The sequence below is a fragment of the Microbacterium sp. NPDC056057 genome, from assembly GCF_042266945.1.
GTDB lineage: Bacteria > Actinomycetota > Actinomycetes > Actinomycetales > Microbacteriaceae > Microbacterium > Microbacterium trichothecenolyticum_C.
In genome coordinates, this window is record NZ_JBHJWS010000001.1 from 156,025 (window position 1) to 181,145 (window position 25,121).

Below are 25,121 nucleotides of genomic sequence, written 5' to 3' on the forward strand. Positions count from 1 at the left end.
GAGCACCGACATGGCTCATCCTCGACTGGTCAAGCCCGAGACGCAGGGGCTCGTGCACCTCACGGTGCTGCGCACCGAGCGCCTCTCCCCGCACTGGCTGCGCGTGACGCTCGGCGGCGGCGAGATCGATCGATTCCGCGCGATGGGCTACGACCAGTGGTTCCGGCTGTTCCTGCCGCTCGGTGGTGACGAGGGCCTCGAGCGCCTGCCCGCGAAGGCGAACAAGATGTTCGGGTACCTCAAGTACCTCCGCATCCCCGACGGCGTGCGGCCGGTCATGCGCAACTACACCGTGCGCGCGTTCCGCCCCGCGACGGCGACGACCGGCGCCGAGATCGACGTCGACTTCGTGCTGCACGGCTCCGCGGCCGACGGCACCGCGGGTCCCGCCTCGCGCTGGGCGGAGACCTGCCAGGCGGGCGAAAGCGTCGTCGTGATCGACGAGGGCCTCACGTTCAACCCCGACCGCGGCACCGACCGCGTCGTCCTGGTCTCCGACGAGACCGGTCTGCCGGCGATCGCGGGCATCTGCGCCGCCCTGCCGTCGCATGCGACCGGCCTCGCGATCGTCGAGGTGCCCTCCGCCGAGGATGCGCTCGACTTCGCGCATCCTGCCGACGTCACCGTGCGCTGGATCGTCCGCGACCACGATGTGAAGCCCGGAACCCTGGCGCTGCAGGCCCTCCGCGACGCTTCGATTCCGGATGCTGCGATCCACGCGTACATCGTCGGCGAGCAGGCCCTCGCGACCGAGGGTCGCCGGCACCTCGTCGGCGAGCGCGGCGTCCCGAAGGACCAGGTGAGCTTCTGCGGCTACTGGCGCGTCGGCGCCGCGTCGCCCGCCCCGAAGTCCCAGCGCGCGACGGCCGAGGCCCACTCGTGAGCGGGCCCGCTGCCCAGACGCCCGCCGCGTCCACGCCGCCGCGCAGCACCCGCGGTCGCGCCACCACCGCGTACCTGCTGACGTGCGCCGCGATCGGCGTCGCCGGCGGCGTGATGCTGTGGGGCGCCGGCTGGATCTCGACCGTGCTGTTCGCGACGGTGCCGTTCGTCTCGGTCGCGATCGCCGGGCTCTGGCTGCTCCCCGCGACGGTCGCGCTGCGCCTGCTCGAACGCCCGCTCGCCGGCATCCTCGTCGGCGTGATCTCAGGGCTCGTCGTGTTCCCGTTCCTCGGGGCGGCGATCTGGTGGGCGTTCTTCGCCGAGCTCGCATTCCTGGTGACCCTCTACCGCTCGTGGCGCACATGGCAGTACTACGCGGGCGCCGTCGTGGTCGGCGCGATCTACCCCGTGCTCGCCGCGGCTTCGTTCAACCTGTGGGCGATGGAGCCATGGGCCCTCATCACCTTCTTCGCCCTCACGATCGCGAGCTGCGTCGCGGGCGTCGCGCTCGGCATCCTCGTGGCCGACCGCCTCCGCAAGGCCGGCGTCGCCAAGCTCGCCCGCCGTCGGGGGCTGGCCTCGCGCGGCCTCGGCCGGGGTGCCGGTCCCGCCGGCCAGCACTGACCCCCCGCCCCCCTCCTCTTCCACCTGCTCACCTGTCACAAGTTGCGGCCGCAGGCAGCACTTCGTGACAGGGGATCTAACCCCCCCACCTGCTCACCTGTCACAAGTTGCGGCCGCAGGCAACACTTCGTGACAGGGGAGCTAACCCCCCACCTGCTCACCTGTCACAAGTTGCGGCCGCAGGCAACACTTCGTGACAGGGGAGCCATTCAGGCGAACTCGGGAGAGAACGGATGCCGCGACCCGGTGCCTCCGCAGAGGCGCCGGGTCGCGGCATCCGTTATCGAGTGAGCGTCAGCGCTTGCCGACGATCTGGCGCGAGACCAGGTCGCGCATGATCTCGTTCGTGCCGCCGTAGATGCGGTGCACGCGGGCGTCGAGGTAGGCGCGGGCGATCGGGTACTCGGTGATGTAGCCGTAGCCGCCGTGCAGCTGCACGCCGACGTCGAGGAGCTCGGCCTCGCGGTCGGTCGTCCAGAACTTGACCTTGGCGGCCTCTTCGGCGGTGAGCTTCTGGTCCTTGTAGAGCAGCATCGCGCGGTCCACGTAGGCCCACATCACGTCGACGGTCGTCGCCATGTCGGCGAGCTTGAAGCGCGTGTTCTGGAAGTCGGCGATCCGCTCGCCGAACGCCTCGCGGCTGAGCACGTAGTCGCGGGTCCACGCGAACGCGGCCTCGCCGGCGGCCGCCGCGGCGACGCCGATCGACAGGCGCTCGAGCGGCAGGTTCATCATGAGCTGGATGAAGCCGAGGCCCTCCTTGCCGCCGATGAGGTTCTCCTCCGGCACGAAGACGTCGGTGAACGAGAGCTCGGCGGTGTCCCAGCCGTGGAAGCCCATCTTCTCGAGCTTCTTGCCGTGGTCGAAGCCCTGCATGCCGTCCTCGAGGATCAGCAGGCTGAAGGCGTCGGGGCGGTTGCCCTCGCCGGTCTTCACGAACGTCACGACCATGTCGGCGGTCTTGCCCGACGAGATGAACGTCTTCGCGCCGTTGACGATGTACCCGCCCTCGACGCGCTTGGCGGTGGTCTTGATGCCGCGCAGGTCGCTGCCGGCGCCGGGCTCGGTCATCGCGAGAGCGCCGAGGATCTCGCCGGTCGCCATGCCGGGGAGCCACTTCTCCTTCTGCTCCTGCGTGCCCATGTGCACGATGTACGGCACGGCGAGGTCGTCCTGGATGCCGAGCGCGCCGGCGAGCGAGCCCAGGCCCGCGCCGATCGTCTCTTCGAGCACGATCGAGCGGAAGCGGTAGTCCTGCAGCATGCCTGCGCCGCCGAACTCCTCGGGCACCGACAGGCCGATGATGCCGGCCTCACCCGCGGCGAGCATAGTCGCGCGGTCGATCTCGCCGTCCGCGTCCCACTGCTTGCGCTTCTCGTCCGACGCGTAGCGCTTGACGAACTCCTTGACGACGTCGCGGAACGCCTCGTGGTCCTCGTCGTAGATCTCGCGCTCCATGATGCGCCTTCCTCTCGTCTTCGAGTCTGTGTGGAGACGCATCCCCGGTGGAATCGCATCTCACCTTCAATGGTACTCAGTTTCAGGATGGTGGATGCTGTGAGCCGCGGCATCCGTGATCCGCAGAGTAGTGGCGACGCCCGACGCCCGACGTCAGCCGAGGTAGTCGGGAGCCGGGTCGAGGGCGAAGAACTCCTCGAGCGAGGTCCAGCCGCCGTCGTGATAGGCCTTCGCGAGCTCGGGGCCGACGTAGCGGAGGTGCCACGGCTCGGGGAGGTAGCCGGTCACCGGCGTGGCTCCCTCGACGTAGCGGACGATCCACCCGTGCTCCCACGAGTGCTCGGCGACGAACTGACCCTGCGGCGTCGCGGCGATCTGATCAAGCGTCCCGCACGAGCCGGCGCACGCGACGACGTCCGCGCTGAGTCCCAGCTGGTGCTCGCTGTATCCGGGCCGCGCACTCACCTGGTCGGCGCGCTCGCCCTTCTCGGCGAAGTGGCGCCCGTACGTCTGCTGCTGGGTCTGGTACGACCGGAATCCGCTCTCGAGCGCGATCTCGCCCACTCCGGCGTTGCGGGCGGCGGTGACGAGGGAGGCGAGAGCGGAGGCTGCGTCAGACCGAAGCGCGCCGCCCTCGATGTTGCGCACCCCGTCGGGGAGCACGAGCGCGCTGGGGCGGTAGTCGATCGGGCTGGCCGGGCGGATCTTGTCCATGACGGTCCAGACGCGGGCGGAGTCGCCGAGGTTCACGCACGGAGCCCGGCCCTCGACGACCGCAGCGCGGAACGCCTCGCCGCCACCGGCTGCGACGATCGCGGCCTCGTCGTCGCCGCGCTGCACGGCGGCCGCCACGTCGGGAAGCGCGCAGATGTCGGCCGCGGGCGGGGACTCCTCGACCTGGGGAACCGGAAGCTGCTCGATCTCGGGCAGCTCCATCGTCATCGTCAGCGCCGCGTCGGCGCCGGCGGCCTGCGGCTCGGACGGGAGCATCATTGCGGTCATCGCCGCGGATCCGAGCAGCAGGGCGGCACCGGTGGCGAGCCCCGCCACCAGGACCAGCCGCTTGGTCAGTCGACGCGGCCGCGCATGCCGGACGGGCCGAGCGCTCTCGTCGACCTCGAGCAATCCGTCGGCGCGCGCGGCGCGACGCTCGCTGACAACGGGACGGGGCGAGCGCACGGCGCGCCGGCGTCCGCGCACGCGCGCCTCGGGAACGCGGTGAGGCGTCGAGTCGGTCCGGTGCGGCGCGGCCCCCGTCGGGCGGAGGTCGAGCGGCAACGTGGACGGTGCGCCCGCCGAGATCGAACCCGGCACGAACTCATCGCTCGGCAGCTCGAACGCCAGGAACTCGTCGGCGGGATCGGGGACCGGCGCGGGCACGTCGGCGGGGGCGGAGTCCGCTCCGCGGGCACGCCTCGCAGCCTCTTCGCGCATCGCTCGGGCGGCGCGACGAGTCTCGGGGGCGGCTCGGGGGGTAGCGAGCCCGCCAGGCTCCGTCACGTCTGCCATTCTTACCCGCGACGGCCGGTTTTGGCCAGGCAAGCGGCATCCGTCCCGTCGATGTTCTAGACACGGCAGCGCCAGTCTTGACTTAAGTTCGAAGCTTTGTTCTCATGGATGCATGCGATGGCAAGGTCAGGAACTGGGCGTGGCGGATGCTGCGGCCCTCCCCGGCCTCGAACAGCTGAACGGTCTGGTGCGCTCGGTGACGACCCCCGAGTTCGCGGGCGTGACGTTCCACGAGGTGCTCTGCAAGTCCGCCCTCAACCACGTGCCGGGCGCCTCCGCGATGCCGTTCGACTGGACCGTGAACCCGTACAGGGGCTGCAGCCATGCCTGCGTCTACTGCTTCGCGCGGGGCACGCACGAGTACCTCGAGCTCGATGCGGGGCGAGACTTCGATACGCAGGTCGTGGTGAAGGTGAACGTCGCCGAGGTGCTCGAGAAGGAGTTGCGGCGAGGCACCTGGCAACACGATCCGGTCATGCTGGGTACGAACACCGACCCGTATCAGCGCGCGGAGGGGCGCTACAAGCTGATGCCCGGGATCGTGTCGGCCCTGACCGAGTCGGGCACGCCGTTCTCCATCCTCACGAAGGGCACGCTGCTGCGGCGGGATCTGCCTCTGCTGACGGACGCCGCGAGCCAGGTGCCTGTGACGATCGCGATGTCGATCGCCGTGTTCGACGACGAGCTGCAGCACCTCATCGAACCCGGCACGCCCAATGCGACCGCACGCCTCGAGACGGTGCGCGCGGCGACGGAGGCGGGGTTCCGCGTCACGGTGTTCCTGATGCCGATCATCCCGCACCTCACCGACTCGATCGCGGCGATCGACCACGCACTCGCCCGCATCAAGGCGGCAGGAGCGGTGCGGGTCGTGTACGGCGCACTCCACCTGCGGCCCGGCGCGAAGCAGTGGTTCCTCGAGTGGCTCGCCGAGCGGCACCCCGAGCTCGTGTCGTCATATCGGGGGCTCTATCCCGGCGCGACGGCGTACGCACCGAAGGCCTACCGCTCGTGGCTCGCCAAGCGGGTGCGCCCGTTGCTGCGCGTCCACGGCCTCGACGGCCAGGCCGAGGAAGAGAATCCGCGTGGCGCGCCCGTGGCGGGTCTCGCCGACCGAGCCGATGCCCGCAGCGCGCCGCCGATCATCACGACCTCGCGCGGGCGCGCCGCCGCGACGTCGTTGCGGGCGGCCTCCTCCCGGTCGCAGCCGGGGGCCGACGCATCCGCTCGGCTCTTCTGAGTCCTGCCCACTGACGGCTGGGAGGCGGAGTGCCGATCGCCCGGCGCACAGAATCGGAGGTCCGGTCCGACACGCCGAGGACGGATGCCGCCACTCGGGGTGTCACCGAGGACCTCCGATTCTGTGCGCTCGAGGGCGTTACGCCGCGACCGGACTGAGCTTCTCGAGTGGCACGGCCTCCTCGACATCTCTCGCGCGCATGGCGAGCGGAGAGCGGACGTGGTCCAGCACGGCGTCGAGCACCGCGTCGTCGGTGAGGATGCGGTTGTGCCCGAGACCCTTCGTCGCGAGCAGCCTCGCCCCGGGGTTCGCGGCGACGACCCGCCCCGCCTCGGCGAACGGCACGACGCGGTCGCCGTGGTCGTGGACGACGAGGAGTGGCACCCCGGCCGGAAGCGGGCGCCGCACGCCCGACAGCCACGCGAACGGGTCGGGCTCGCCGGGGAAGTACCGGGTCGCGAAGAGCTCGCGCATGCTCGCCGCGACCGCACCGGAGTAGCCGAGCATGCCCTGGAACTGACTCAGCAGCAGGTCGGCGTCGGCGGGCGCGGCGATCGTCACGACCCGCGCCGCATCGATGCCGCCGGCGACGCCCACCAGCGTCGCAAGACCGCCGAACGAGTGCCCGACCATGGCGTCGAACCCGCCGTGGCGCTCCCGGAGCGCGGCGAACACGTCGAGCCAGTCGACGAGATAGGTGTGCCGACCGCCCGATCCTCCATGCGCGGGCGCGTCGAACGAGACGACGCGGTACCCGTCGGCGCGGAGTTCGCGCACGAGCGCTGAGAACTGGCTGGCGCGGCCGTTCCAGCCGTGCGACAGCACGACCGCGCGCGGGCCGTCGCCCCACTCGTAGGTGTCGACGTCGACACCACGGCGGTCGATGCCGGCGATGCGCACCGTCTGCCGGCGCGCGCGCAGCATCGTGGCCTCGTCGTCGGCGTGCACGGGTCGCGGCTTCGCGACATGACCGAAGAGCGGCATGGCCACGGCGGCTCCCCACCGGGGCGAGAGGGCGGCCGCGGCACGAACGGATGTGCCGGCGGCGAGTGCGAGATTCATGATGCTCCGATCAGAAGAATACGAACGATCGTACTTATGAACACGAACGATCGTACGGTAATCTCGAGTTGTGTCACAAGCCCCCGTCGACCGCCGCCGCCTCCGAGGCGACGAGTCGCGGCGCGCCGTGCTGTCACACGCGGTCGACACCGCGACGGTCGACGGCCTGGACGGGCTCACGATCGGGCGGCTGGCGGATGCCTCGGGCCACAGCAAGAGCGGCATCGCGACGCTGTTCGGCTCGAAGGAGCAGCTGCAGCTCGCCGTGGTGGCGGCCGCGCGTGAGGTCTTCATCGACCGCGTCGTCGCGCCGGCCCGCGCCCGCACACCCCGCGGCCTGATCCGCGTGTGCACGCTGCTGGGCGACTGGCTGGACTACTCCCGCGATCGCGTGTTCCGCGGCGGTTGCTTCTTCGCCGCGACCTCCGTGGAGTTCGATGCGAAGCCGGGCGTCGTCCGCGACGCGATCGTCGCCGCCTCGAGCGAGTGGGAGGACTACCTCACCGTGAGCATCGAGTACGCGATGGCCGCCGGCGAGCTGCCCCTCCTCGACGACGCGCGTCAGCTCACCTTCGAGATGGTGTCGTTCCTCGAGGCCGCGAACACCCGCTCGCTGCTCCACACGAGCGAGGAGCCCTACCGCCGCGCCGAGGTCGCTCTCCGCGCACGCCTGACGTCCCTCGGCGGCGACCCCGAGCTCATCGCCTCGATCGGCGCCGCGCCCGCCGGGTGATCCTCGCGCCGCCCGGCGCAGCGAGGGTGGGCCCTTGTGGTCGCCACCCGCGACGGAGCGGCGAAAGCAGCCACCTCGGCGAACCGATGCCCGACCGAGGTGGCCTCATGCGCCGCCGAACCACGGGATTCCCGCCGAAACACGGGTCGCCACCCCCGGTCTCAGCCAAACTCCCCTGTTTCGCCGGCACCCACCGACACACACCGAGGCCCTGGTGCGTCTCCCCCGGTTGCGACACGATGTCCCAATGGCCCGATTCCTGGTGACGGCCATGCCATTCACCGGGCATGTCCTCCCGCTGCGTTCGGTCGCCCAGGCGCTGGTCGCACGCGGCCACGACGTGCGCTTCTACACCGGGAGCGCCTTCCGCGCGGGGATCGAGGCATCCGGAGCCGTCCATGTGCCATGGCACGAAGCGCCGGACTTCGACGAGAACGATCTGCGCGCGACCTTCCCCCGGCTCGAGGGGCGCAAAGGCCTCCGCCAGGTCTTCGCCAACCTCGAAGACGTCATGATCAACACCGCCCCGGCACAGGTCGCCGACCTGCAGGCGGAGTGGGACCGCGCGCCCTGGGACGCGATCGTCGCCGACGACACCTCCATCGGCGCGGCCCTCTTCGCCGACCGGTCCGGCTGCCCGCGGGCCACGATCGCGGTCCTGCCGCTCCACCTCACCAGCCGACAGGGACCACCGAGCGGCATGGGCCTCACGCCGGGCCGCAATCCGATCATGAAGACACGGGATGCTGCGCTCCGGGGCATCGCACCGCTCGCGATGCGTCCGCTGACCAAACCCATCGTGCGCGCGCGGGTCGCGGTCGGCCTGCCCGCGGACCCCCTCACCTTCGAGCAGACGGTGCTGTCACCCCGGCGCATCCTCGCGAGCGGATCGCCCCTGCTCGACTTCGGCCGCACCGACCGGCCCGCACACCTCGACTTCGTCGGTCTGCTGACTGCGCCGCCTTCCGCAGCCACGCCGCTCCCGGCCTGGTGGGGCGATCTCGACGGCCGCACGGTGGTCCATGTCACGCAGGGCACGCAGAACATCGACCCCACCGACCTCATCCGCCCCGCGCTCGACGCGCTCGCCGAACGCGACGTGCTCGTCGTCGTGTCCACCGGCGTGCGTGGCCGCGACGAACTGCCGTTCGCCGTTCCGTCGAACGCACGGGTTGCCGGATTCCTGCCCCATGACGCGCTCCTCCCCCGCACCGCGGTCATGATCACCAACGGCGGGTGGGGCGGCACGCTCGCCGCGCTCAGCCACGGCATCCCGCTCGTCATCGCCGGCGGCGACCTCGACAAGCCCGAGATCGCGGCGCGTGTCGCGTGGGCCGGCGCGGGCGTCGACCTCCGCACCGGCACGCCCACCTCGGCGCAGGTCGCGGCCGGCTTCGAGCGCGCCTCGGCGGACACCGCGATGAGGGATGCCGCCACCCGCGTAGCAGGCGAGCTCAGGTCACTCGGCGGAGCGCCGCGTGCGGCCGAACTGCTCGAAGGGTTCGCGGCCCGGTCGGGGCGGTGAGCGACGTGACGTCAGCGCCCGGCGAGCTCCTCGAGCAGGTCGTCGCCGGGGCGCACCTCGTCGAACGGCGCCTCGATGTCGGCCCGGTCGAGCAGGTCGGCGAGCCGCTCGCGGCGCGCGCGCGTCACCAACGTGACGACGGTGCCCGAGCGTCCCGCGCGGCCCGTGCGACCCGAACGGTGCAGGTACGTCTTGTACTCGTCGGGCGCGTCTGCCTGCACCACGAGATCGATGTCGTCGACATGGATGCCGCGGGCCGCGACATCCGTCGCCACCAGCACGTCGATGCGACCCGACGTGAGCTTCTCGAGGTTGCGCGTGCGGCGGGCCTGATCGAGGTCGCCGTGGAGCGCGAGCGCGCGGATGCCCACGTCGTCCAGCTGGTCGGCGAGCATCTCGGCGAACGCGCGCGTGCGCGTGAAGACGAGCGTCTTGCCGCTGCGGTCGACCAGCGTGCGCAGGATGTCGCGCTTGTCGCGGTGGTCGACCACGAGCACACGATGATCGATGGTGCCGGTCCGCTGGGTCTCGCCGGCGACCTCGTACACCGCCGGCTCGCTGAGGAACTCCTTCACCAGCGACGACACCTCGCCGTCGAGCGTCGCCGAGAACAGCAGGCGCTGCGCATCGCGGGACGTGCGGCGCATGATGCGCTGCACCGGCTCGAGGAAGCCCAGGTCGCACATGTGGTCGGCCTCGTCGAGCACCGCGATGCGCACCTGCGAGAGGTCGAGAGCGCGCGACTCCACGAGGTCTTCGATGCGCCCCGGCGTGCCGATGACGATGTCGATGCCTCGCTTCAGCGCGCCGAGCTGACGCGCCTTGGGCACACCGCCGTAGATCTGCGTCGTGAAGAGGCCGACGCTGCGGGCGATCGGCTGGACCGTCGCGTCGATCTGCAGCGCGAGCTCACGCGTGGGGGCGAGGATCAGCGCGCGCGGCGCGCGACCGAACTCGCGCTTCTCCCGGGCCTGCGACCGCAGCACGCTCTCGACGAGCGGCGCACCGAACGCGATGGTCTTGCCGGACCCGGTGCGGCCGCGCGCCAGCACATCGTGACCGGCGAGGATCGCCGGGATCGTCGCCGCCTGGATGGGGAACGGATGCTGCGCCCCCAGCTCCGCGATCGTCTTGACGATGTTCTGCCCCAGGCCGAGATCGGCGAACGTCACGTCCTCGACCTCGCCGGGTGCGACCGCGGCGGCGTCGAGCCGCTCGTGCACGACATCACGGCGGGCCGGCTCGTCCCGGCGGGGAGCATTGTCCCGGCGGGGAGCACTATCCCGGCGCGGAGCGGCGTCCCGGCGCGGGGCGGCATCCCGGCGCGGAGCGGCGTCCCGGCGCGGGGCGGCGTCCCGGCGCGCACCGTCGTCGCGGCGGGGTGCAGCGTCCCGGCGCGGCGGCTCGCCGCGCCCCGAGTCACGACGGTCGTCGCGGTCACGCCCCGGTCGCCCGCGCTCGTCCCTCGAGTGCGTGCGGATCGCCCGCGCCTCATCCCGGCCGGCGCGCTCCTGCTCGGTCCAGCGGCGCTTCGGTGCCGAGGCGTCCGTGGATTCGGTGCGGTGTCCGCGGTGCCCGGCGCTGCGGCTCCCCGGCTTGCCCGACGACGATTCGCCCGGCCGGCGCGTGCCGTCCTGAGCGTCGCGACCGGCGCTCGCCGCCCGGTACTTCGGGTTGTACCGGGGGTCGAAGTTCTTCGCCGCGCGACCGCCGCCGGGCTTGTTGTTCTTGGGCATCCGGCTCCTCCAGGTGCGGGTCCGCGGCGCCCGCGCGCCGTCCACGCGGCGCGGCGCGTGGACCGGCCCGTCCAGCGTACCCGGCACGATGCCTGCATCAGGGAGTCGCCATATACCACCGACCAGCGGTTTCCCGGCTCTGCGGGATACAGTTTCGGTATGCGGTTCGCCGCTGAACTGGGGAATTGCCGTCTTGACCAACGGGCCCCGGACCGGGGGTTCTTTGGGGGGATGTCCGGCTTCGGGCACGCCGTGCAGAACCGATCGTGAGTCGAATGCCTCCCACGACCCTTTCCGACGCTCCACCGGTCACCGTCCCGCCCGCGCGCGCGACGGTCGCCGTCACTGCGCCGACCCGCACCCGAGTCGACCCCGAACCCGCCGTCGCACGGGCGCTCCCGCACGCCGCGACGAGCACCTCCAGCGACGCGCCTTCCCTCTCGGCGACGACGACAACCGCCGTCGCGGCCACCGCCACCACCGTCACGACCACCACCGTCGCCACGATCCCCGCCGCACCCGAGGCGGCGAAGGCCGATCCCGCGCACTTCGCCCACCGCATCGGCCGGCTCGCCGTGCTGTCGCTCCCGGTCGGGGTCGCCGTCGCGATCCTGACGACGCACGACGCCACGTGGTGGCAGCTCCACTTCTCCCAGCTCGGCACCCACACCGACTTCTCGGGCCGCACCTTCAACAGCATCACCATCTTCTCCGGCTTCCTCCTCGCGGTGTACGGCGTGCTGATCGCGGTGGCGCTGCCCAGCGGCATCCGTCGCCGTGCCTCACGCGCGTTCCGCGGATCGATCGTGTCGGCGGGACTCTTCCTGACCGGCGTGGGGCTCGTGCCGATCCCGGTGAGCCCGGTGGGGCACGACCTCATCGCCACCGCGCTCGGGCTGTCGTTCGTCTCGACCGTCGCGACGGGACTTGCAATTCCTGGTCGCAGTCGCCGATTCCGCCGGGCCACCATGCTGTGCGTCGCGCTCCTCGCGACGGGCATGGGTGTGCTCACCGCCGGTTTCATCACCCTCGCGCTGTTCGAGTTCGTCGCCTTCGTGACGATGGGCTTCTGGCTGCTGTCGCTGCCGCGCGCACTCGCCCTCACGCCGTCGCCCGCGCCCATCCTGGTGACCACGACGATGCGCGCATCCGCAGAATGGATGGCATGGCAGAACCCGTGGCCCACCCCATCACCGTCGCGATCGAACGGCGCATCGATCCCTCACGCACCGTCGAAGCAACAAGCTGGATGCAAGCCGGCACCGATCTCGCCGCAGGCTTCGCGGGGTTCCTCGGCTCCGGCTGGGTCCGCGCCGGCGAAGGCAGCGACCTCTGGTACATGCTCTACCGCTTCCGCGACATCCCGACCCTCGAAGCCTGGGAGGACTCGCCGCAGCGGTCATGGTGGCTCGACTCCGGCCGTGCCTTCGCGAGCGAAGTCAGGGTCGAGCGACGCACCGGCATCGAGGGATGGTTCGACGCCTCGTTCGCCACGCACGTCGAGCCGAGGCATCCGGGTCACGCGCCTTCACCGGTCACCGGCCCGGTGCAGCAGCCCATCCCGGCCGCTCCGCCTCGCTGGAAGCAGGCCGTCACGATCTGGCTGGGCTTCTTCCCCACGAACCTCCTCGCGTCGTGGCTTCTCGGGTTCGTCCCGGGCTTCGCGGAGTGGCCGCTGATCGCACGCGTGCTCCTCTCGACGGTGCTGCTCACCCCCGTCATGACGTACGCGGTGCTTCCGTGGGTGACACGGATGCTGCGCCCCTGGCTCCAGCGCGGCGCTTGACGAATCTGTGACCGAATCTTCCTGCGCCGATCACCCTGGACGTTCTCGCGCAGTCGTACTCTGACCTCGTGAGCACTGTGAACACCTCGCCGGTGCCGGGCGCCGCGCCTCCGACGCCCGGTCGCAAGGCAGAATCGGAGGCGGTCTACGCCGCGTTCGGCGCCGGCATCGTCGGCGCGATCTACGGCCTGCTGGTGGGGATCTTCGCCCCCGATCTGCAGCTCGCCGGCGTCGCCGATTCGTTCTCGGTCTGGGCCGCTTGCGGCGCCGCGGTGGTCGCCGCCGTCGCGTCGACGCTGGAGTACTGGCGCTCCCGCGACCGACCCGGTCAGGAGTGGCGGCAGTCGCTGCCGTCCTGGAAATACATCGTCAACACGGTCTCTGTCGTCATCGTGCACACGGCACTCGCGTTCGTCGCGGTGTATGCGCTGTACCGCGTGCTCGCGATGGGCTTCATCGGGCTGCCGATCGTGACGTTCTGGGCGGTCGTGCTGATGGCGGTCACGCTCGGCCTGACGACGTGGTTCGTCTACCTGTCGGTGTCGGCGATGACCACACAGCGCATGTCGTCGCTCCTGCTCACGTTCATCGCGATCGGCACGCTCACCGCCATGGTCACGACGCCCGACCCGAAGTGGTGGACGATCCACTTCAGTCACCTCGGCACCTTCGAAGACGACCTCTCGAGCTGGGTGTTCAACGGCACCCTCATCGCCGCGGGCCTGCTCGTGACGACGTTCGCCGTCTACGTCGCCAACGACATGCGCGAGCTGACCGAGGCGGGTGTGCTCCAGAACCCCCGCGGGATGCGGACCGTCCCGGTGCTCTTCGTGATCATGGGCATCATGCTCGCGTGCGTGGGCATCTTCCCCGTCGACGTGAACATGCCGGCGCACAACCTCTCGGCATCGGGCATGGCCGTGATGTACCTGGTGCTGCTCATCGGCGGGCCCCGCTTCTTCCGAGGGATGCCCCGCACCTACTTCGTCGCGGCGTGGGCGTTCCTCGCGGCGATGGTGGTCTCGGTGATCCTCTTCATCCCCGCGGTCGGGTACTTCTCGCTCACCGCGTTCGAGATCATCGTCTTCGCGCTGATCTTCGGCTGGATCGCCGTCTTCATCCGGTTCCTGGGCGTCGCGGGCCGCAAGGACTGAGGCGGTTCAGGACTCGCTGGGCGCGAGGAAGACGCCGATGCGGCTGCCGTCGAAGACGAACTGCAGGGCGCTGTCGGAGGCGAAGCGGTCGCGGAGCTGCTGCGGCGCGTTGCTGTCGACGACGAACTGCACGGTGGCGGGGAAGGCGCCCGCGCCGCAGCCGCTGTACATGATCCCCGACATCGACCACGAGTTCGTGTCGGCGTCGAGCTCGGGCATCTGCTCGGTCGCCACCACGGCGAAGCAGTCGGTGCCCAGGCCGGTGTAGCCGCCGGTGCTCTCGAACAGGGTGAGACCGTAGTACTCGAAGGCCATCGAGCTCGGGCCGGCGCCGAACCAGCCCGCCGGGACCTCGATGAACGGATCGGGCTCGAGCGTGTCGACCTGCGTCGCACCGCTGGAGGCTTCGACCGGCGGTGCGGACGTCAGCGAATACGTGAGCCCGGCGGCCAGGGCCGCTGCGCCGAGCACGGAGAGCGCCCAGAGCGCCGCGGACTGGCTCGACAGGCGACGGCGCTTTCGGCGCCTGGCGGACGCAGGCATGTCCGACTCGGTCTCGCTCGACTCCCCGATGGCGAAGAGCTCGGCGCCGTCGTCGGCCGGCGGCGGCACCGGCGCCTCGACAGGGGTGGGCTCGACGTGCGTCGGCACCTCGGACGGCTCGTCCGGCACCGCGGCGTCCGGCGCATCGCGACTCGCCTCCAGCTCGCGCAGCCGCTGCAGCGCGGCGGGATCCTGCTCGATGTCAGCGGAGGGGCCATAGGCGCGGGCGCGCAGCGTGCGCAGCTCGTCGAGGGTCGCGGCATCCATCTCGTGCATCGTCTCACGCCGCGGGGCGCGGGCTGGATGGCTGGTCCGGTGCGGGACTAGCGTCGTCCTCGAGCGATCGCACACCACCTGCGGAGGCATCCGATGCTGAACCACGTCGCCGAGGGCGTTCTCACCCACGAGAGCGAGTTCATCCAGACCCAGGCCACGGTCGTGCAGGGGCGCGACGGCGTGCTCCTGGTCGACCCGGGCATCACGCGCGCCGAAATCGCAGACCTCGCGCACGATCTCCGCGAACTCGGTCGGCCGGTCGTGGCGGCCTTCTCGACGCACCCTGACTGGGACCACGTGCTCTGGCACCCCGATCTCGGCGACCCGCCGCGCTGGGGCACGGCCCGGGGCGCAGCATCCATCCGTGAAGTGCTGTCGATGGCGGACTGGAAGGAGCAGATCGCCGAGGGGCTGCCGCCGGAGTACGCCGACGACATCCCGATGGAGCTGCTCGGCCACATCACGGGCCTCCCCGAGGGGACCACGCACCTGCCCTGGGACGGCCCGGCGGTGCGCATCCTCGAGCACCGCGCGCATGCGCCTGGGCACGCCGCACTGCTCGTCGAGGGAAGCGGCGTCCTCGTCGCGGGCGACATGCTCTCCGACATCCTGATGCCGTTCCTTGATCTGCAGGCGGACGACCCGATCGGCGACTACCTCGCCGCGCTCGAACTGTTCGAGAGTGTCGCCGACGACGTCACGGCCGTCATCCCCGGGCACGGCTCCGTCGGCGGCGCCAGCGCGCTGCGCCCGCGCATCGCCCAGGACCGCGCGTACGTCGAGGCCCTGCGCGACGGCCGCACTCCCTCCGATTCGCGCATCGGCCCATCGGCTCCGCTGGACTGGCTCGTCGACGTGCACGACTGGCAGGTGCGGGCGATCGCCGAGCACCGCTGACGGCGCTCAGTCGGCGGGAGCACGGACGAAGACGTCCACCGTGTCTTCGCGGAATCGGAAGTCGACGTTGCTCCCGTCGGGCAGCCATCGCCCGAACTCGTCCGCTTCCCGGGCGACACTCAGGGTCAGTGCGACCTCCGTGCCCGGAGGGGCGCACTTGATGGAGAACCTGCCGCTCTCGGCGATGTCCCAGACGATGAAGCAGACCTTTCCCGCGTGGTCCTCGACCGACCACACGCGCACGTCGTGGTACGGCTCGAACCGGCGCAGCGTCGAGGGAACCGGCCCCCTCCCCTGGGCGCTCAGCACGCGGATGATGTCGCTGTTCGCCTCGACGGCGATCTGCTGCAGCGTCGCATCTGGACGTGGCACGAGATTCCACGCCGCGGCTGCGAGGGCGCCGACGAGGACGGTCCCTCCGATGACCACCCCCGCACGTCGCGAAGGTCGGCGAGCGCCGGCCGGCCGCGGGTCGCGCGTCGGCTCCGCGGACGCCGCTGCCGGGACGGGCGCGACGACAGTCGATCCGCCGGCTCGCTCCGCCGTGACAGTGAACAGATGTGCTGCCTCGAGCTCGGCCAGCCGGGCCATCGCCGCCGGGTCGGCTTCGATATCGGCCTCCGGTCCGTACGCCCGCGCGCGCAGCTCGGCCAGCTCGCGTTCGGTGTCTGACGGGCGCGGGCTTCCTTCCGTGAGCTCGAGCGACTCGGGGCCGGAGTCTGGTGCGGAGGACGATCCGTCCACAGCCTCAACGTACCCCCGCGCCCTCGCAGGCGGGAGCGGCGTTCGCGATGACGGATGCTGCGGCCCGCAGCATCCGTGTCCCCTCATGCCTCCCTGACGGATGGTCGCGCACCGCGGCACCGTCCGAAAGGCCCGTGATGGGTGGACAATCAAGCCATGGCACGCGGCGCGTGGACGCAGGAAGCACGCCTCGAAGCTGCCGCGGTACTGGTCGAGAAGCAGCTGCACCGTGACGGAGTGGTCGAAGCGCGACGCTTCGCCGTGCGCACCGAAGCCCGCGCGATCGTCGTCGCGGCTCTGGCTTTCGGCATCGGCCTCGCCGCCGGAGCACTGGGGTTCTGGGGCCGCGCCGCACACGTGTGGGAAGGGGCGTCGGTCGGCGCCGCAGGCATCGTGGTCGCAGCATCCGTCACGCTCGCGGCCGCGTCGGTGAGCTATCGCCTGGCCGCCCGCGATCCGCGGCAGGCCTGGCTGAAAGGCGTCACGCGTGCTCGGCGGGCGTGGATGACAGCGGCCGTCGGGGTCTCGCTCGCGGCGGTGTTCGGCATGGTCCAGTGGATGCTGTTCCACGCCGCATCGATGATCTGGCCCGGGGCCGCGGTCGACACGCTCACGGCGACGATGATCGTCGCGCTCGTCGCCGGCGGATGCGGCTACACGGCGTTCGCGGTCGCGGCACACGTCACCGCGACCCGGCTCGTGCTGCTGCTGTTCGCCGTCGTGGCGACCGGGTTCACCGTGAGCGTCGCGACCACGCAGGACGACGAGTGGTACCGGCTCAACTTCAGCGAACTCGGCGGCCGGGGCGGGATCACGTCCGCGGTGTTCAACGCGACCTTGATCATCGCGGGCGGGGTCACCGCGCTGCTCGCGATGTACCTCTTGACGAGCCTGCAGGCGTGGGCGCGTACCGAATCTCGAGTGACCCGCACGCGGGCCGTCATCGTCTACTTCGTGTTCCTTGCGCTGGCGGCGTGCTTTCTCGGCGCCGCGCTCGTGCCGGTCACATTCAGTCAGGTCGGCCACAACATCTTCGCCATCGGGATGGCCATCGTCTTCGGAGCCTTCCTGCTCGGCCTGCGATGGGTGCTGCCGTGCCTGCGCTGGCCGATGATCGCGCTCGCGTACGCGGTCGCGGCGGGCATCTTCTTCTCGGCGAGTCTCTTCTGGATCGGGTACTACACCCTCGCCACGCACGAGATGGTCTGCGCCGGCCTCGTCGTCGGCTGGCTGCTTCTCTTCACGCGCACGCTCGCCACGGCGGAACGCGCGGATTCGGCGGCGGCGGACACGGATGCTGCCGCCTGACGACTGCGGGCCTGGACAGGCCGGCGCCAGAACCGGCAGCCGGCTCGCGGGTGCAGAGGAAGACGCTCCCCCGCCGCCCGGCGACGTGCCACCTGTGCGGTCGACGCGCTCCCTCGCCGGCTGGCTCGTCGACGTCGAAGATCGCGCGGGCGCGGCGGGGTAGGCTCCGGGTGCCGGCTGAGGACGAGGAGTCACCGATGAAACGCCGTCTCTGCGTCGGTTCGGTGATTATCGCCGCAACACTGACCGTCGCGGGGTGTTCGACCGTGCCCGATCCACCTGCCGCGGTCGGGGAGAATTTCCCCGGCACCTGCATGCCGGCCGAGTTCTCGTGGCCGACCGACTTCCTCGACGCCCTGCCGGGCGAATCGCCCGCGGTCGGCGGGACCATCGTCGGCCTGCGCCTCGAGTACGTCGATTCGGCGTGGGTGTGGCGCCTTCGGAGCGTCGACACGAAGCAGGATGGGTTCGGCGAGCGAGTGGACGACCCGAGCTACGGCAAGGAGTCGATCGTCGACGTCAGGACGATGCAAGTGGTCGCGTCCCACGAAACGGAGCTCACAGAGGCGGAACAACGGATGCTGGGCACCAGCGCCTTCGCGGCGGCTCAGCTCTCCGGCGAGCAGTGGCCGAGCCCGCTCATCATCGAGATGGCCCGTGTCATGGAGGACGGCACCCCGACGTGGCGGATCACGACGTGCGACACCGCCACCAACGAGCACTCCGTGATGACGGTGGACTGACGGCAGACGTCGGCGCCGCCGACGTCATCCGCGCTCAGGATCGCTTTCGCGCAAGCGCGCCGGCATCTTCGGGATGGCGCAGCCGACCCGCGAGCAGCAGCGCCGCCGCAGGGACGAGCAGGCAGACAGCGATCGCGAGCCGAAGTCCCGCCCACTCGGCGATCGCTCCCACGAGCAACGGCGAGGCGAGGAGACCGACCCGCATCACCGTCGCGGCGGCGGCGAGGCCGGTCCCGGGGTCGAGTCCGGGCGCGCGTTCGGAGGCGTCCATCGCCAGCGGAATCATCGGTGCGATTCCGAGCCCGAGCAGGCCGAGGCCGACGGCGACGACCCAGGTCTCGGGAGCGAACACCGCGGTGACGAGTCCGACGAAGGCCGCCACCGCGCCGACTCGGACCGTGCCCACGGCGCCGATCCGGTCGACGAGCGCGTCGGACGCGAACCTGCCCAGCGTGAGCGCGCCCATCAGCGCGGCGAACGGGATCGCTGCCTCGGCGACGCCGGCACCGGTCTCCGCGACCACATAGACCCCGCCCCACGTGGATCCGAGGTCTTCGAGGAAAGCGCCGATGGCAGCGATGGCGCACGCGGCGATGAGCATCGCGCTGAGCCGACCACGCCGATGGGAGTGCGGCTGCTCCGATCGCGGGGCGGGCTCGGTGCGCAGCCGCACGAGCGGGAGCGCGCCGAGGCTTCCCGCGATGATGGCGGCACCCATGACCGGCAGGTGGACGTAGATCGGGATCGCGAGCTGAAGGGCGAGCGCGCCGAGCAGGGCACCCGCGATCGCCCCGGCGCTCCACGCCCCGTGGAGGCCGTTGATGATCGACCGGCCCATCAGTCGCTGGATGGCGAGCCCGTGTGCGTTGTTTCCGACATCGCCCGTCGCGTCCCCGAACCCGATCGCGAACAGCACCACTGCGAGGACGACCGGCGTGCCGGCGAAGCCCGCCCCCACCAGCAGGACGCCGAGGATCGCCGATGACGTCACGGCGACGGGGACCGCGCCGAGGCGATTCACCAACCTCCCCGCGAGGAGGCTCCCGACGACGGACCCCACGGGCCCGCACGCGACCATCAGCCCGAACGCCAACTCGCCGAGGCCGAATCGATCCTTCAGCTCCGGGTAGCGGGTCACGATCGTCGCGAACACCAACGCGTTCGCGATGAAGAGCATCGAGACCCCGCGCCGCGCGGCCGATACTCGCGCAAGGGTGATCGGCGCGGTCATCCCTGGATTCTAGGGCGCTCCGTGTCGGTGAATCGCCCGATCTGCGCATCCCGCTGCGACGGCCCGCGAGAAACTTCGCGAGCGATGTAGAGATCGCGCATTCGGTTCCGTCTCCTATCTGAAGCGGCCAGAATGGGCCGCACCGGAACGGGAGGCTGTCATGGCCAAGTATCTGATGCTCAAGCACTACCGGGGCGGACGCCCCTCGGTGAACTCGGTCCCGATGGATCAGCTCACGCCGGACGAGTGGGCCGCGCACGTCAAGTACATGCAGGACATGGAAGAGCGCCTCATCGCCTCGGGCGAGCTGGTCTCGTCCGAGGGCCTCGCCTTCGAGGGAGCCTGGGTCCGCTTCGACGGGGAGGGCCGCCCGCCCGTCGTCGACGGCCCGTTCCCCGAGACCAAGGACCTCATCGCCGGCTGGATGATGATCGACGTCGACTCGTACCAGCGCGCGCTCGACCTCGCCTCCGAGCTGTCGGCGGCGCCGTGGGCCGGCGGCACGCCTCTCGGCGAATGGCTCGAGCTTCGTGAGGTGATGAGCGCGCCGCCCGCCGACGTCGGATGACCGAGACGGTCCCCACGCCCCCTCCAGATGCCGCTGGCGCGTCATCCGGAGCCTCGGGGCGCGTGCGCCCCGCTGCGGCCCTGCGCCGCGCGATCCCCGAGGTCGTCGGCATCCTCGTCCGGCGCGGCGCGGACTTCGCGTCGGCCGAGGACGCCGTGCAGACGGCTCTGGTGCGCGCACTCGAGCGACCGAGCCAAGACGGAGTCCGCGACATCCGTGCATGGCTCGTCACGGTCGCGTGGCGGGCGTTCCTGGATCAGGTGCGCAGCGATACCGCGCGCACCGCGCGCGAGGAACGGCTCGCGCAGGAGCCCGAGCCCGGCCCCGTCGCGCATCACGACGACACGCTCGGGCTCTACTTCCTCTGCACCCATCCGGTCCTCACCCCGACGTCGGCGATCGCACTCACGCTTCGGGCCGTCGCGGGCCTGACGACCCGGCAGATCGCTGATGCCTTCCTCGTGCCGGAGGCGACGATGGCGCAGCGGATCAGCCGGGCGAAACAGCGGCTCGTCGGCATCCCGCTGGATCAGCCGGGTGATCTGTCCCGCGTGATGCGTGTGCTCTACCTGCTCTTCAACGAGGGCTACTCGGGCGAGATCGACATCGCCGCCGAGGCGATCCGCGTGACCCGGCAGCTCGTCGTGCTGACGGACGAGCCCGAGGTGGACGGTCTTCTCGCACTCATGCTGCTGCACCATGCGCGGCAGCCGGCGCGTGTGCGGGGCGGGCGGCTCATCCCGCTCGCCGAGCAGGATCGCACCCTCTGGGACGTGGATGCGATCACGGAGGGAGTCGCCATCCTGCAGTCGGCCCTCGCCTGCGACCGGCTGGGTCAGTACCAGGCGCAGGCCGCGATCGCGGCGCTGCACGCCGATGCGCCGACGGCCGACCAGACCGACTGGGTGCAGATCGTGGAGTGGTACGACGAGCTGCTGGCGTTCGGGGATTCGCCCGTCATCCGCCTGAACCGGGCGGTCGCGGTCGGCGAGGCGGACGGGCCGCAAGCGGGCCTCGCCGCCCTCCACCCCGTGGGCGAGGATGTGCCGCGGTACCACGCCGCGCTCGCATACCTCCACGAACGGGCCGGCGAGACGGATGCCTCCGTCGGCGAATACGCGGAGGCCGCGCGCCGCGCGACCAGCGCCCTCGAGCAGCAGCACCTGCTGCGCGAGGCGGAGCGCTTGCGTCAGGCTCGGCGGTAGGCCCCGACCATCGGGCAGTCGAACGGGTCGCGCGCGGCGAGGCCGACGCGGTTGAGGTACGCGATGACGATGCCGTACGAACGCCACAGCGTCGTCTCGGTGTACGGCACGCCGAGATGGCGGCACTGATCCATCACGATCTCGCGGGCGCGGGCCAGGTGCGGGCGAGGCATGTTCGGGAACAGGTGGTGCTCGATCTGGTAGTTGAGACCTCCCATGAGCATCGTCGCCCACCAGCCGCCGCTGATGTTGCGCGAGGTGCGCACCTGCTTGGTGAAGAAGTCGAGCTTCGCGTCCTTGGCGATGATCGCCATGCCCTTGTGGTTCGGCGCGAACGAGGCGCCCATGTAGACGCCGAAGACGGCCAGCTGCACGCCGAGGAACGCGAACGCCATCCCCAGCGGAAGGAAGAGGAACACCGGCGTCCAGATCACCGCGAAGCGCGCGATGATGAGCGTGAGCTCGATCCAGCGGTCCTTGGCGCCATCGCGCGAGAACAGGTGCCGGAACGCGTGCGCGTGCAGGTTGATGCCTTCGAGCGTGAGCAGCGGGAAGAACAGCCACCCCTGCTTGCGCGTCACCAGAGCGCGCCAGCGACCGGCGGACGCAGCATCCGTCTCGAGAAATGAGATCGTGTCGATCTCGATGTCGGGGTCTTTGCCCACCCGGTTGGGGTTCGCGTGGTGGCGGTTGTGCTTGTTGTTCCACCAGGAGATGCTGATGCCCACGATGCCGGCGGCGAGGAAGCGGGCGAGCCGGTCGTTCGCGGGGCCCGAGGCGAGGATCTGCTTGTGCGCCGCCTCGTGGGCGAGGAACGCGACCTGCGTGAACAGGATGCCGAGGGCGCCGGCCATCAGGAGCTGATACCAGGTGTCGCCGAGCAGGATGAAGCCCGTGATGACGCCGCCGAAGCCCAGGAGCAGGCCGACGCCGACGAGAGCGTAGAACCATTCGGCACGGCGGAGGAGACCGGTCTCGCGCACGACCTGCGACACCTCGGTGTAGGCACGGGCCATCGGTGGGAACTCGGCGGTGCCTGCGTACGTCTGACGGACTGGACCGAGCCGGGACTCGAGAGCGGTGGAGGAGATGATGCACCAGTTCCGATGGGGACCGTTTGGGCCGTTGAAGCCAGAGGCGGTTGCCCATCGCTGACCTCAGGCTACGCGGGTCCACATGAGCCGATGGGAATACCTTCTGATTCGTGGGCGATGCCCAGGTGAACAACAGCGCCCGCCCAGGCCGAAGCCGGGGCGGGCGCCTGTGAACGCGGGAGCGTCAGAGCGGACGGATGTTCGCAGCCTGCATGCCCTTGGGGCCAGGCTCGGCGTCGAACTCCACCTTCTGGTCTTCGCGGAGCTCCTTGAAACCGCTGCCTGCGATCGCGCTGAAGTGTGCGAAGAGATCGGCCGAGCCGTCATCGGGTGCGATGAAGCCGTAGCCCTTCTCGGAGTTGAACCATTTCACGGTGCCAGTGGCCATCGTGTCTTTCCTATTCTTCGGGCCGCCGGAGCGACCGGGGGTGCCGCGCCGACGAATGCGGTGCGGACGGATGTGGACCGGTGCCGGTGTCGACAACGGAGAGGGAACAGATGCTGCGACCGCCGCACGTGCGTGATCCCGAGTCACATGGAGTCCGAGGTCTTCACCTCGGGGTCCGTGTGCGCGGAATCCGCGCGGCGTCGTGTCGATGAAGCCAGCGTATTCGTCTGAGCGCGTCGCGACATAGACGTCGTCGTCGGCCTGTCGCCAGGCGAGCGCCTGGAGGTGGGAGTGCATGGTGAGGATTTTCGTTCGTTGGCGCGAAGCGTTGAAGCTTCGCGACGGCGGCGTGCAGAAGCCGCGGGAAGGATGAGACGTTCAGATCCGCGTCTCTACGATGAGGCAGAGAGGTGAACGCGAGGTTCCCCGAAGGGAACTCGCAACTATAGCACGCTCGGCTCCCTGCGCCCAAAGCGGGTAGCCGGAGGCGCGCGTCAGGGGTACGGTCGCGGTGTCGTCCGATTCCGGTGGAAAGAGGCGGTGCCGCGATCTCCAGGCCCCGAGCCGCAGTCGCCCTGCCCAGTCCGCGCAGGGTGCAAGGCACGTACTACACGCTGATGCTCGGCAACACCCTCGCCGCGTCGCTCATCTGGGGCGTCAACACACTGTTCCTGCTCGACGCCGGACTCTCCAACCTCGAGGCATTCGCGGCGAATGCCTTCTTCAGTGCCGGGATGCTCATCTTCGAGATCCCCACGGGCGTCGTGGCCGACACGGTCGGGCGTCGAGCCTCGTACCTGCTCGGAACGGTCACGCTGGCGGTGACGACGATCCTGTATTGGATGCTGTGGGTCTGGCAATCGCCATTCTGGGCGTGGGCGCTCGTGTCGGTGCTGCTCGGTCTCGGCTTCACGTTCTTCTCGGGAGCTGTGGATGCGTGGCTCGTCGACGCGTTGAAGGCGACCAGCTACACGGGCAGCCTCGAGACCGTGTTCGGTCGGGCGCAGATCGTGGGCGGCGTCGCGATGCTGTCGGGATCGGTGCTGGGCGGTGTCATCGCCCAGGTGACGAACCTCGGCGTTCCCTTCCTGCTCCGCGGCGCCATCCTGTTGGTGATGTTCGTCGTCGCCGCGCTGCTGATGCGTGACCTGGGCTTCACCCCGGATCGGAGCGAGAGCCCGTTGCGCGCGACCCGCACCGTCCTGCGCGCCTCGATCCGCTACGGCCTCGGTGATCCACCCGTGCGCTGGCTGATGCTCGCGAGCCCGTTCACCGCAGGCGTCGGCATCTATGTGTTCTACGCACTGCAGCCCTACCTCCTGGAATTGTGGGGCGATGAGGAGGCGTACACCGTCGCCGGGCTCGCGGCGGCGCTGGTGTCGGGCACCGCCATCCTGGGCGGCACCCTCGCCCCCTGGGTGCGCAGGCTCTTCCGCCGGCGCACCTCGACGATCCTGCTCGCGACGATCACCAGCGCGCTGGTGCTGGTCGGCATCGGACTCGTGCGCAACTTCTGGGTCGCCGTCGTGCTCGTCGCGCTCTGGGGCATCGCGTCGGCGATCGACGACCCCGTGCATCGCGCCTACCTCAACGACATGATCCCGTCCAAGCAGCGCGCCACCGTCCTCTCATTCGATTCGCTCATGGGCTCCGCCGGCGGCGTCGCCGTCCAGCCGGTGCTGGGACGGGTGGCGGACGTCGGCGGCTACGGCGCCTCGCTGGTCTGGAGCGGCGTGATCTCCGCGGTGGCCGTCCCCTTCATCCTGTTGAGCCGTGCGCAGAAGCCGACCGCCGACACGGCCCGCGAGGTCACACCTCAGACGCCCCAGTAGGCCAGGACGGCCTCGCAGAAGTCGTCGTTCGTGCCCGTCGAACCGAAGATCTGCTCCGAGTCGATCACCTCGTCGGTCGCGGTGTCGATGGTCAGGCGCACGCGGATCTGCCCGGAGTTCTTTGCGAGGAGCTTGCCGTCGCTGCCGATGGTCCGCTCGCCGCCGGTGAGGAGCTGGGTGACGGTGAGCGTCCCGTCGCCGTTGTCGACGACCTTGTGGTCCTTGCCGAGGGTGTTGGGCTGGATGTCGGTGACGGTCATCCCGTTGTAGGTGAACGTGCGCACGACGGTGAGCTTCTCGTGGAACCAGAACAGCCCGTCCTTGCCCCGATTCATGACGAAGCCGGACCCGGTCTGGTCGTAGGTGAACGTGGGCTGCAGCCCGACGCCGCAGAAGTCGTCTGCGACGCCGCTGTCCGAGAAGTCGAGACTGTAGCGCTCGAGGACGGCGGCATTCGCCGGGGCGGCCGCGGCGATGACGAGTCCTCCGGCGAGGAGCGCGGCGGCGAGGGGAGTGAGCTTCCTGAACATGGTGGTGCCCTTCGGGTGAGCGGACATGCGGACGGAAGGTGTCCGCGCACGGT

General features: G+C 70.5%; 23 protein-coding genes and 1 pseudogene. 14 read left to right on the top strand and 10 right to left on the bottom strand.

Annotated features, from left to right (window positions below; genetic code table 11):
• Nucleotides 1-10 precede the first annotated feature (10 nt).
• Nucleotides 11-883 carry a siderophore-interacting protein gene (locus ACFC1K_RS00605; RefSeq protein WP_375870001.1) on the top strand — a complete coding sequence of 291 codons (873 nt, stop codon included), beginning with the start codon at nt 11-13 and terminating at the stop codon, nt 881-883.
• Nucleotides 880-1,506, top strand: a complete 627-nt coding sequence (locus ACFC1K_RS00610; protein WP_310287507.1) for an ECF transporter S component — start codon at nt 880-882, stop codon at nt 1,504-1,506. The genes ACFC1K_RS00605 and ACFC1K_RS00610 overlap by 4 nt, the downstream gene beginning before the upstream one ends.
• Nucleotides 1,507-1,800: 294 nt before the next feature.
• Here ACFC1K_RS00610 and ACFC1K_RS00615 read toward each other — a convergent pair whose 3' ends face one another.
• Nucleotides 1,801-2,964: an acyl-CoA dehydrogenase family protein gene (locus tag ACFC1K_RS00615; protein ID WP_056364887.1), complete on the bottom strand. Its 1,164-nt coding sequence runs from the start codon at nt 2,962-2,964 to the stop codon at nt 1,801-1,803.
• Between the two features lie 153 nt (nt 2,965-3,117).
• Complete coding sequence (locus ACFC1K_RS00620; protein ID WP_375870002.1) at nt 3,118-4,464, bottom strand: M15 family metallopeptidase; 1,347 nt, start codon at nt 4,462-4,464, stop codon at nt 3,118-3,120.
• Nucleotides 4,465-4,585: 121 nt separating this feature from the next.
• Between ACFC1K_RS00620 and ACFC1K_RS00625 the strand changes: the two genes are divergently transcribed.
• Nucleotides 4,586-5,713 (top strand): Rv2578c family radical SAM protein, encoded by a 1,128-nt coding sequence (locus tag ACFC1K_RS00625; protein ID WP_375870003.1) that lies wholly within the window; start codon nt 4,586-4,588, stop codon nt 5,711-5,713.
• Nucleotides 5,714-5,851: 138 nt separating this feature from the next.
• On the opposite strand, the gene ACFC1K_RS00630 is transcribed toward ACFC1K_RS00625, so the two are convergent.
• The gene (locus tag ACFC1K_RS00630) at nt 5,852-6,775 is read right to left on the bottom strand and encodes an alpha/beta fold hydrolase (protein ID WP_375870004.1); all 924 of its coding nucleotides are present in this window, start codon (nt 6,773-6,775) and stop codon (nt 5,852-5,854) included.
• 70 nt (nt 6,776-6,845) lie between these two features.
• On the opposite strand from ACFC1K_RS00630, the gene ACFC1K_RS00635 reads away from it, so the two are divergent.
• Together ACFC1K_RS00635 and ACFC1K_RS00640 are read left to right on the top strand one after the other, a co-directional pair.
• The gene (locus ACFC1K_RS00635) at nt 6,846-7,508 is read left to right on the top strand and encodes a TetR/AcrR family transcriptional regulator (protein WP_375870005.1); all 663 of its coding nucleotides are present in this window, start codon (nt 6,846-6,848) and stop codon (nt 7,506-7,508) included.
• A gap of 247 nt (nt 7,509-7,755) precedes the next feature.
• The gene (locus tag ACFC1K_RS00640) at nt 7,756-9,033 is read left to right on the top strand and encodes a glycosyltransferase (RefSeq protein ID WP_375870006.1); all 1,278 of its coding nucleotides are present in this window, start codon (nt 7,756-7,758) and stop codon (nt 9,031-9,033) included.
• 11 nt (nt 9,034-9,044) lie between these two features.
• Here ACFC1K_RS00640 and ACFC1K_RS00645 read toward each other — a convergent pair whose 3' ends face one another.
• The gene (locus ACFC1K_RS00645; protein WP_375870007.1) at nt 9,045-10,769 is read right to left on the bottom strand and encodes a DEAD/DEAH box helicase; all 1,725 of its coding nucleotides are present in this window, start codon (nt 10,767-10,769) and stop codon (nt 9,045-9,047) included.
• Between the two features lie 275 nt (nt 10,770-11,044).
• Between ACFC1K_RS00645 and ACFC1K_RS00650 the strand changes: the two are divergent.
• From ACFC1K_RS00650 to ACFC1K_RS00660, 3 genes and pseudogenes are all read left to right on the top strand, one after another.
• A pseudogene (locus ACFC1K_RS00650) lies at nt 11,045-11,791 on the top strand (hypothetical protein); the annotation flags it as partial.
• A gap of 134 nt (nt 11,792-11,925) precedes the next feature.
• The gene (locus ACFC1K_RS00655; RefSeq protein ID WP_310287494.1) at nt 11,926-12,555 is read left to right on the top strand and encodes an antibiotic biosynthesis monooxygenase; all 630 of its coding nucleotides are present in this window, start codon (nt 11,926-11,928) and stop codon (nt 12,553-12,555) included.
• 68 nt (nt 12,556-12,623) lie between these two features.
• Entirely contained in the window at nt 12,624-13,709 is a 1,086-nt protein-coding gene (locus ACFC1K_RS00660; protein ID WP_310287493.1) for a DUF998 domain-containing protein, read from the top strand.
• A 6-nt stretch (nt 13,710-13,715) separates the two neighbouring features.
• Here ACFC1K_RS00660 and ACFC1K_RS00665 read toward each other — a convergent pair whose 3' ends face one another.
• Complete coding sequence (locus ACFC1K_RS00665) at nt 13,716-14,519, bottom strand: hypothetical protein (protein ID WP_375870008.1); 804 nt, start codon at nt 14,517-14,519, stop codon at nt 13,716-13,718.
• A 102-nt stretch (nt 14,520-14,621) separates the two neighbouring features.
• Between ACFC1K_RS00665 and ACFC1K_RS00670 the strand changes: the two genes are divergently transcribed.
• On the top strand, nt 14,622-15,425 hold the full coding sequence (locus ACFC1K_RS00670; RefSeq protein WP_375870009.1) for an MBL fold metallo-hydrolase: 804 nt from the start codon (nt 14,622-14,624) through the stop codon (nt 15,423-15,425).
• A 6-nt stretch (nt 15,426-15,431) separates the two neighbouring features.
• Here ACFC1K_RS00670 and ACFC1K_RS00675 read toward each other — a convergent pair whose 3' ends face one another.
• Complete coding sequence (locus ACFC1K_RS00675) at nt 15,432-16,169, bottom strand: hypothetical protein (RefSeq protein WP_375870010.1); 738 nt, start codon at nt 16,167-16,169, stop codon at nt 15,432-15,434.
• A gap of 156 nt (nt 16,170-16,325) precedes the next feature.
• On the opposite strand from ACFC1K_RS00675, the gene ACFC1K_RS00680 reads away from it, so the two are divergent.
• A complete protein-coding gene (locus tag ACFC1K_RS00680) occupies nt 16,326-17,477 on the top strand; it encodes a hypothetical protein (RefSeq protein WP_375870011.1) in 1,152 nt (383 codons plus the stop codon).
• 266 nt (nt 17,478-17,743) lie between these two features.
• Nucleotides 17,744-18,220 (top strand): hypothetical protein, encoded by a 477-nt coding sequence (locus tag ACFC1K_RS00685; protein ID WP_375870012.1) that lies wholly within the window; start codon nt 17,744-17,746, stop codon nt 18,218-18,220.
• A 34-nt stretch (nt 18,221-18,254) separates the two neighbouring features.
• Here ACFC1K_RS00685 and ACFC1K_RS00690 read toward each other — a convergent pair whose 3' ends face one another.
• A complete protein-coding gene (locus ACFC1K_RS00690; RefSeq protein ID WP_375870013.1) occupies nt 18,255-19,451 on the bottom strand; it encodes an MFS transporter in 1,197 nt (398 codons plus the stop codon).
• Between the two features lie 160 nt (nt 19,452-19,611).
• On the opposite strand from ACFC1K_RS00690, the gene ACFC1K_RS00695 reads away from it, so the two are divergent.
• Nucleotides 19,612-20,019 (top strand): YciI family protein, encoded by a 408-nt coding sequence (locus tag ACFC1K_RS00695; protein WP_310287479.1) that lies wholly within the window; start codon nt 19,612-19,614, stop codon nt 20,017-20,019.
• A gap of 62 nt (nt 20,020-20,081) precedes the next feature.
• Complete coding sequence (locus ACFC1K_RS00700; RefSeq protein ID WP_375870014.1) at nt 20,082-21,224, top strand: RNA polymerase sigma factor; 1,143 nt, start codon at nt 20,082-20,084, stop codon at nt 21,222-21,224.
• Here the strand turns inward: ACFC1K_RS00700 and ACFC1K_RS00705 are convergent.
• Together ACFC1K_RS00705 and ACFC1K_RS00710 are read right to left on the bottom strand one after the other, a co-directional pair.
• Complete coding sequence (locus tag ACFC1K_RS00705) at nt 21,209-22,315, bottom strand: fatty acid desaturase family protein (protein WP_375871137.1); 1,107 nt, start codon at nt 22,313-22,315, stop codon at nt 21,209-21,211. The two genes, ACFC1K_RS00700 and ACFC1K_RS00705, sit on opposite strands and share 16 nt — an antisense overlap.
• A 187-nt stretch (nt 22,316-22,502) precedes the next feature.
• Entirely contained in the window at nt 22,503-22,706 is a 204-nt protein-coding gene (locus ACFC1K_RS00710) for a cold-shock protein (RefSeq protein ID WP_310287476.1), read from the bottom strand.
• A gap of 617 nt (nt 22,707-23,323) precedes the next feature.
• On the opposite strand from ACFC1K_RS00710, the gene ACFC1K_RS00715 reads away from it, so the two are divergent.
• On the top strand, nt 23,324-24,538 hold the full coding sequence (locus ACFC1K_RS00715; RefSeq protein ID WP_375871138.1) for an MFS transporter: 1,215 nt from the start codon (nt 23,324-23,326) through the stop codon (nt 24,536-24,538).
• On the opposite strand, the gene ACFC1K_RS00720 is transcribed toward ACFC1K_RS00715, so the two are convergent.
• On the bottom strand, nt 24,523-25,068 hold the full coding sequence (locus ACFC1K_RS00720; RefSeq protein WP_375870015.1) for a hypothetical protein: 546 nt from the start codon (nt 25,066-25,068) through the stop codon (nt 24,523-24,525). The genes ACFC1K_RS00715 and ACFC1K_RS00720 overlap by 16 nt on opposite strands.
• Nucleotides 25,069-25,121: the final 53 nt, after the last annotated feature.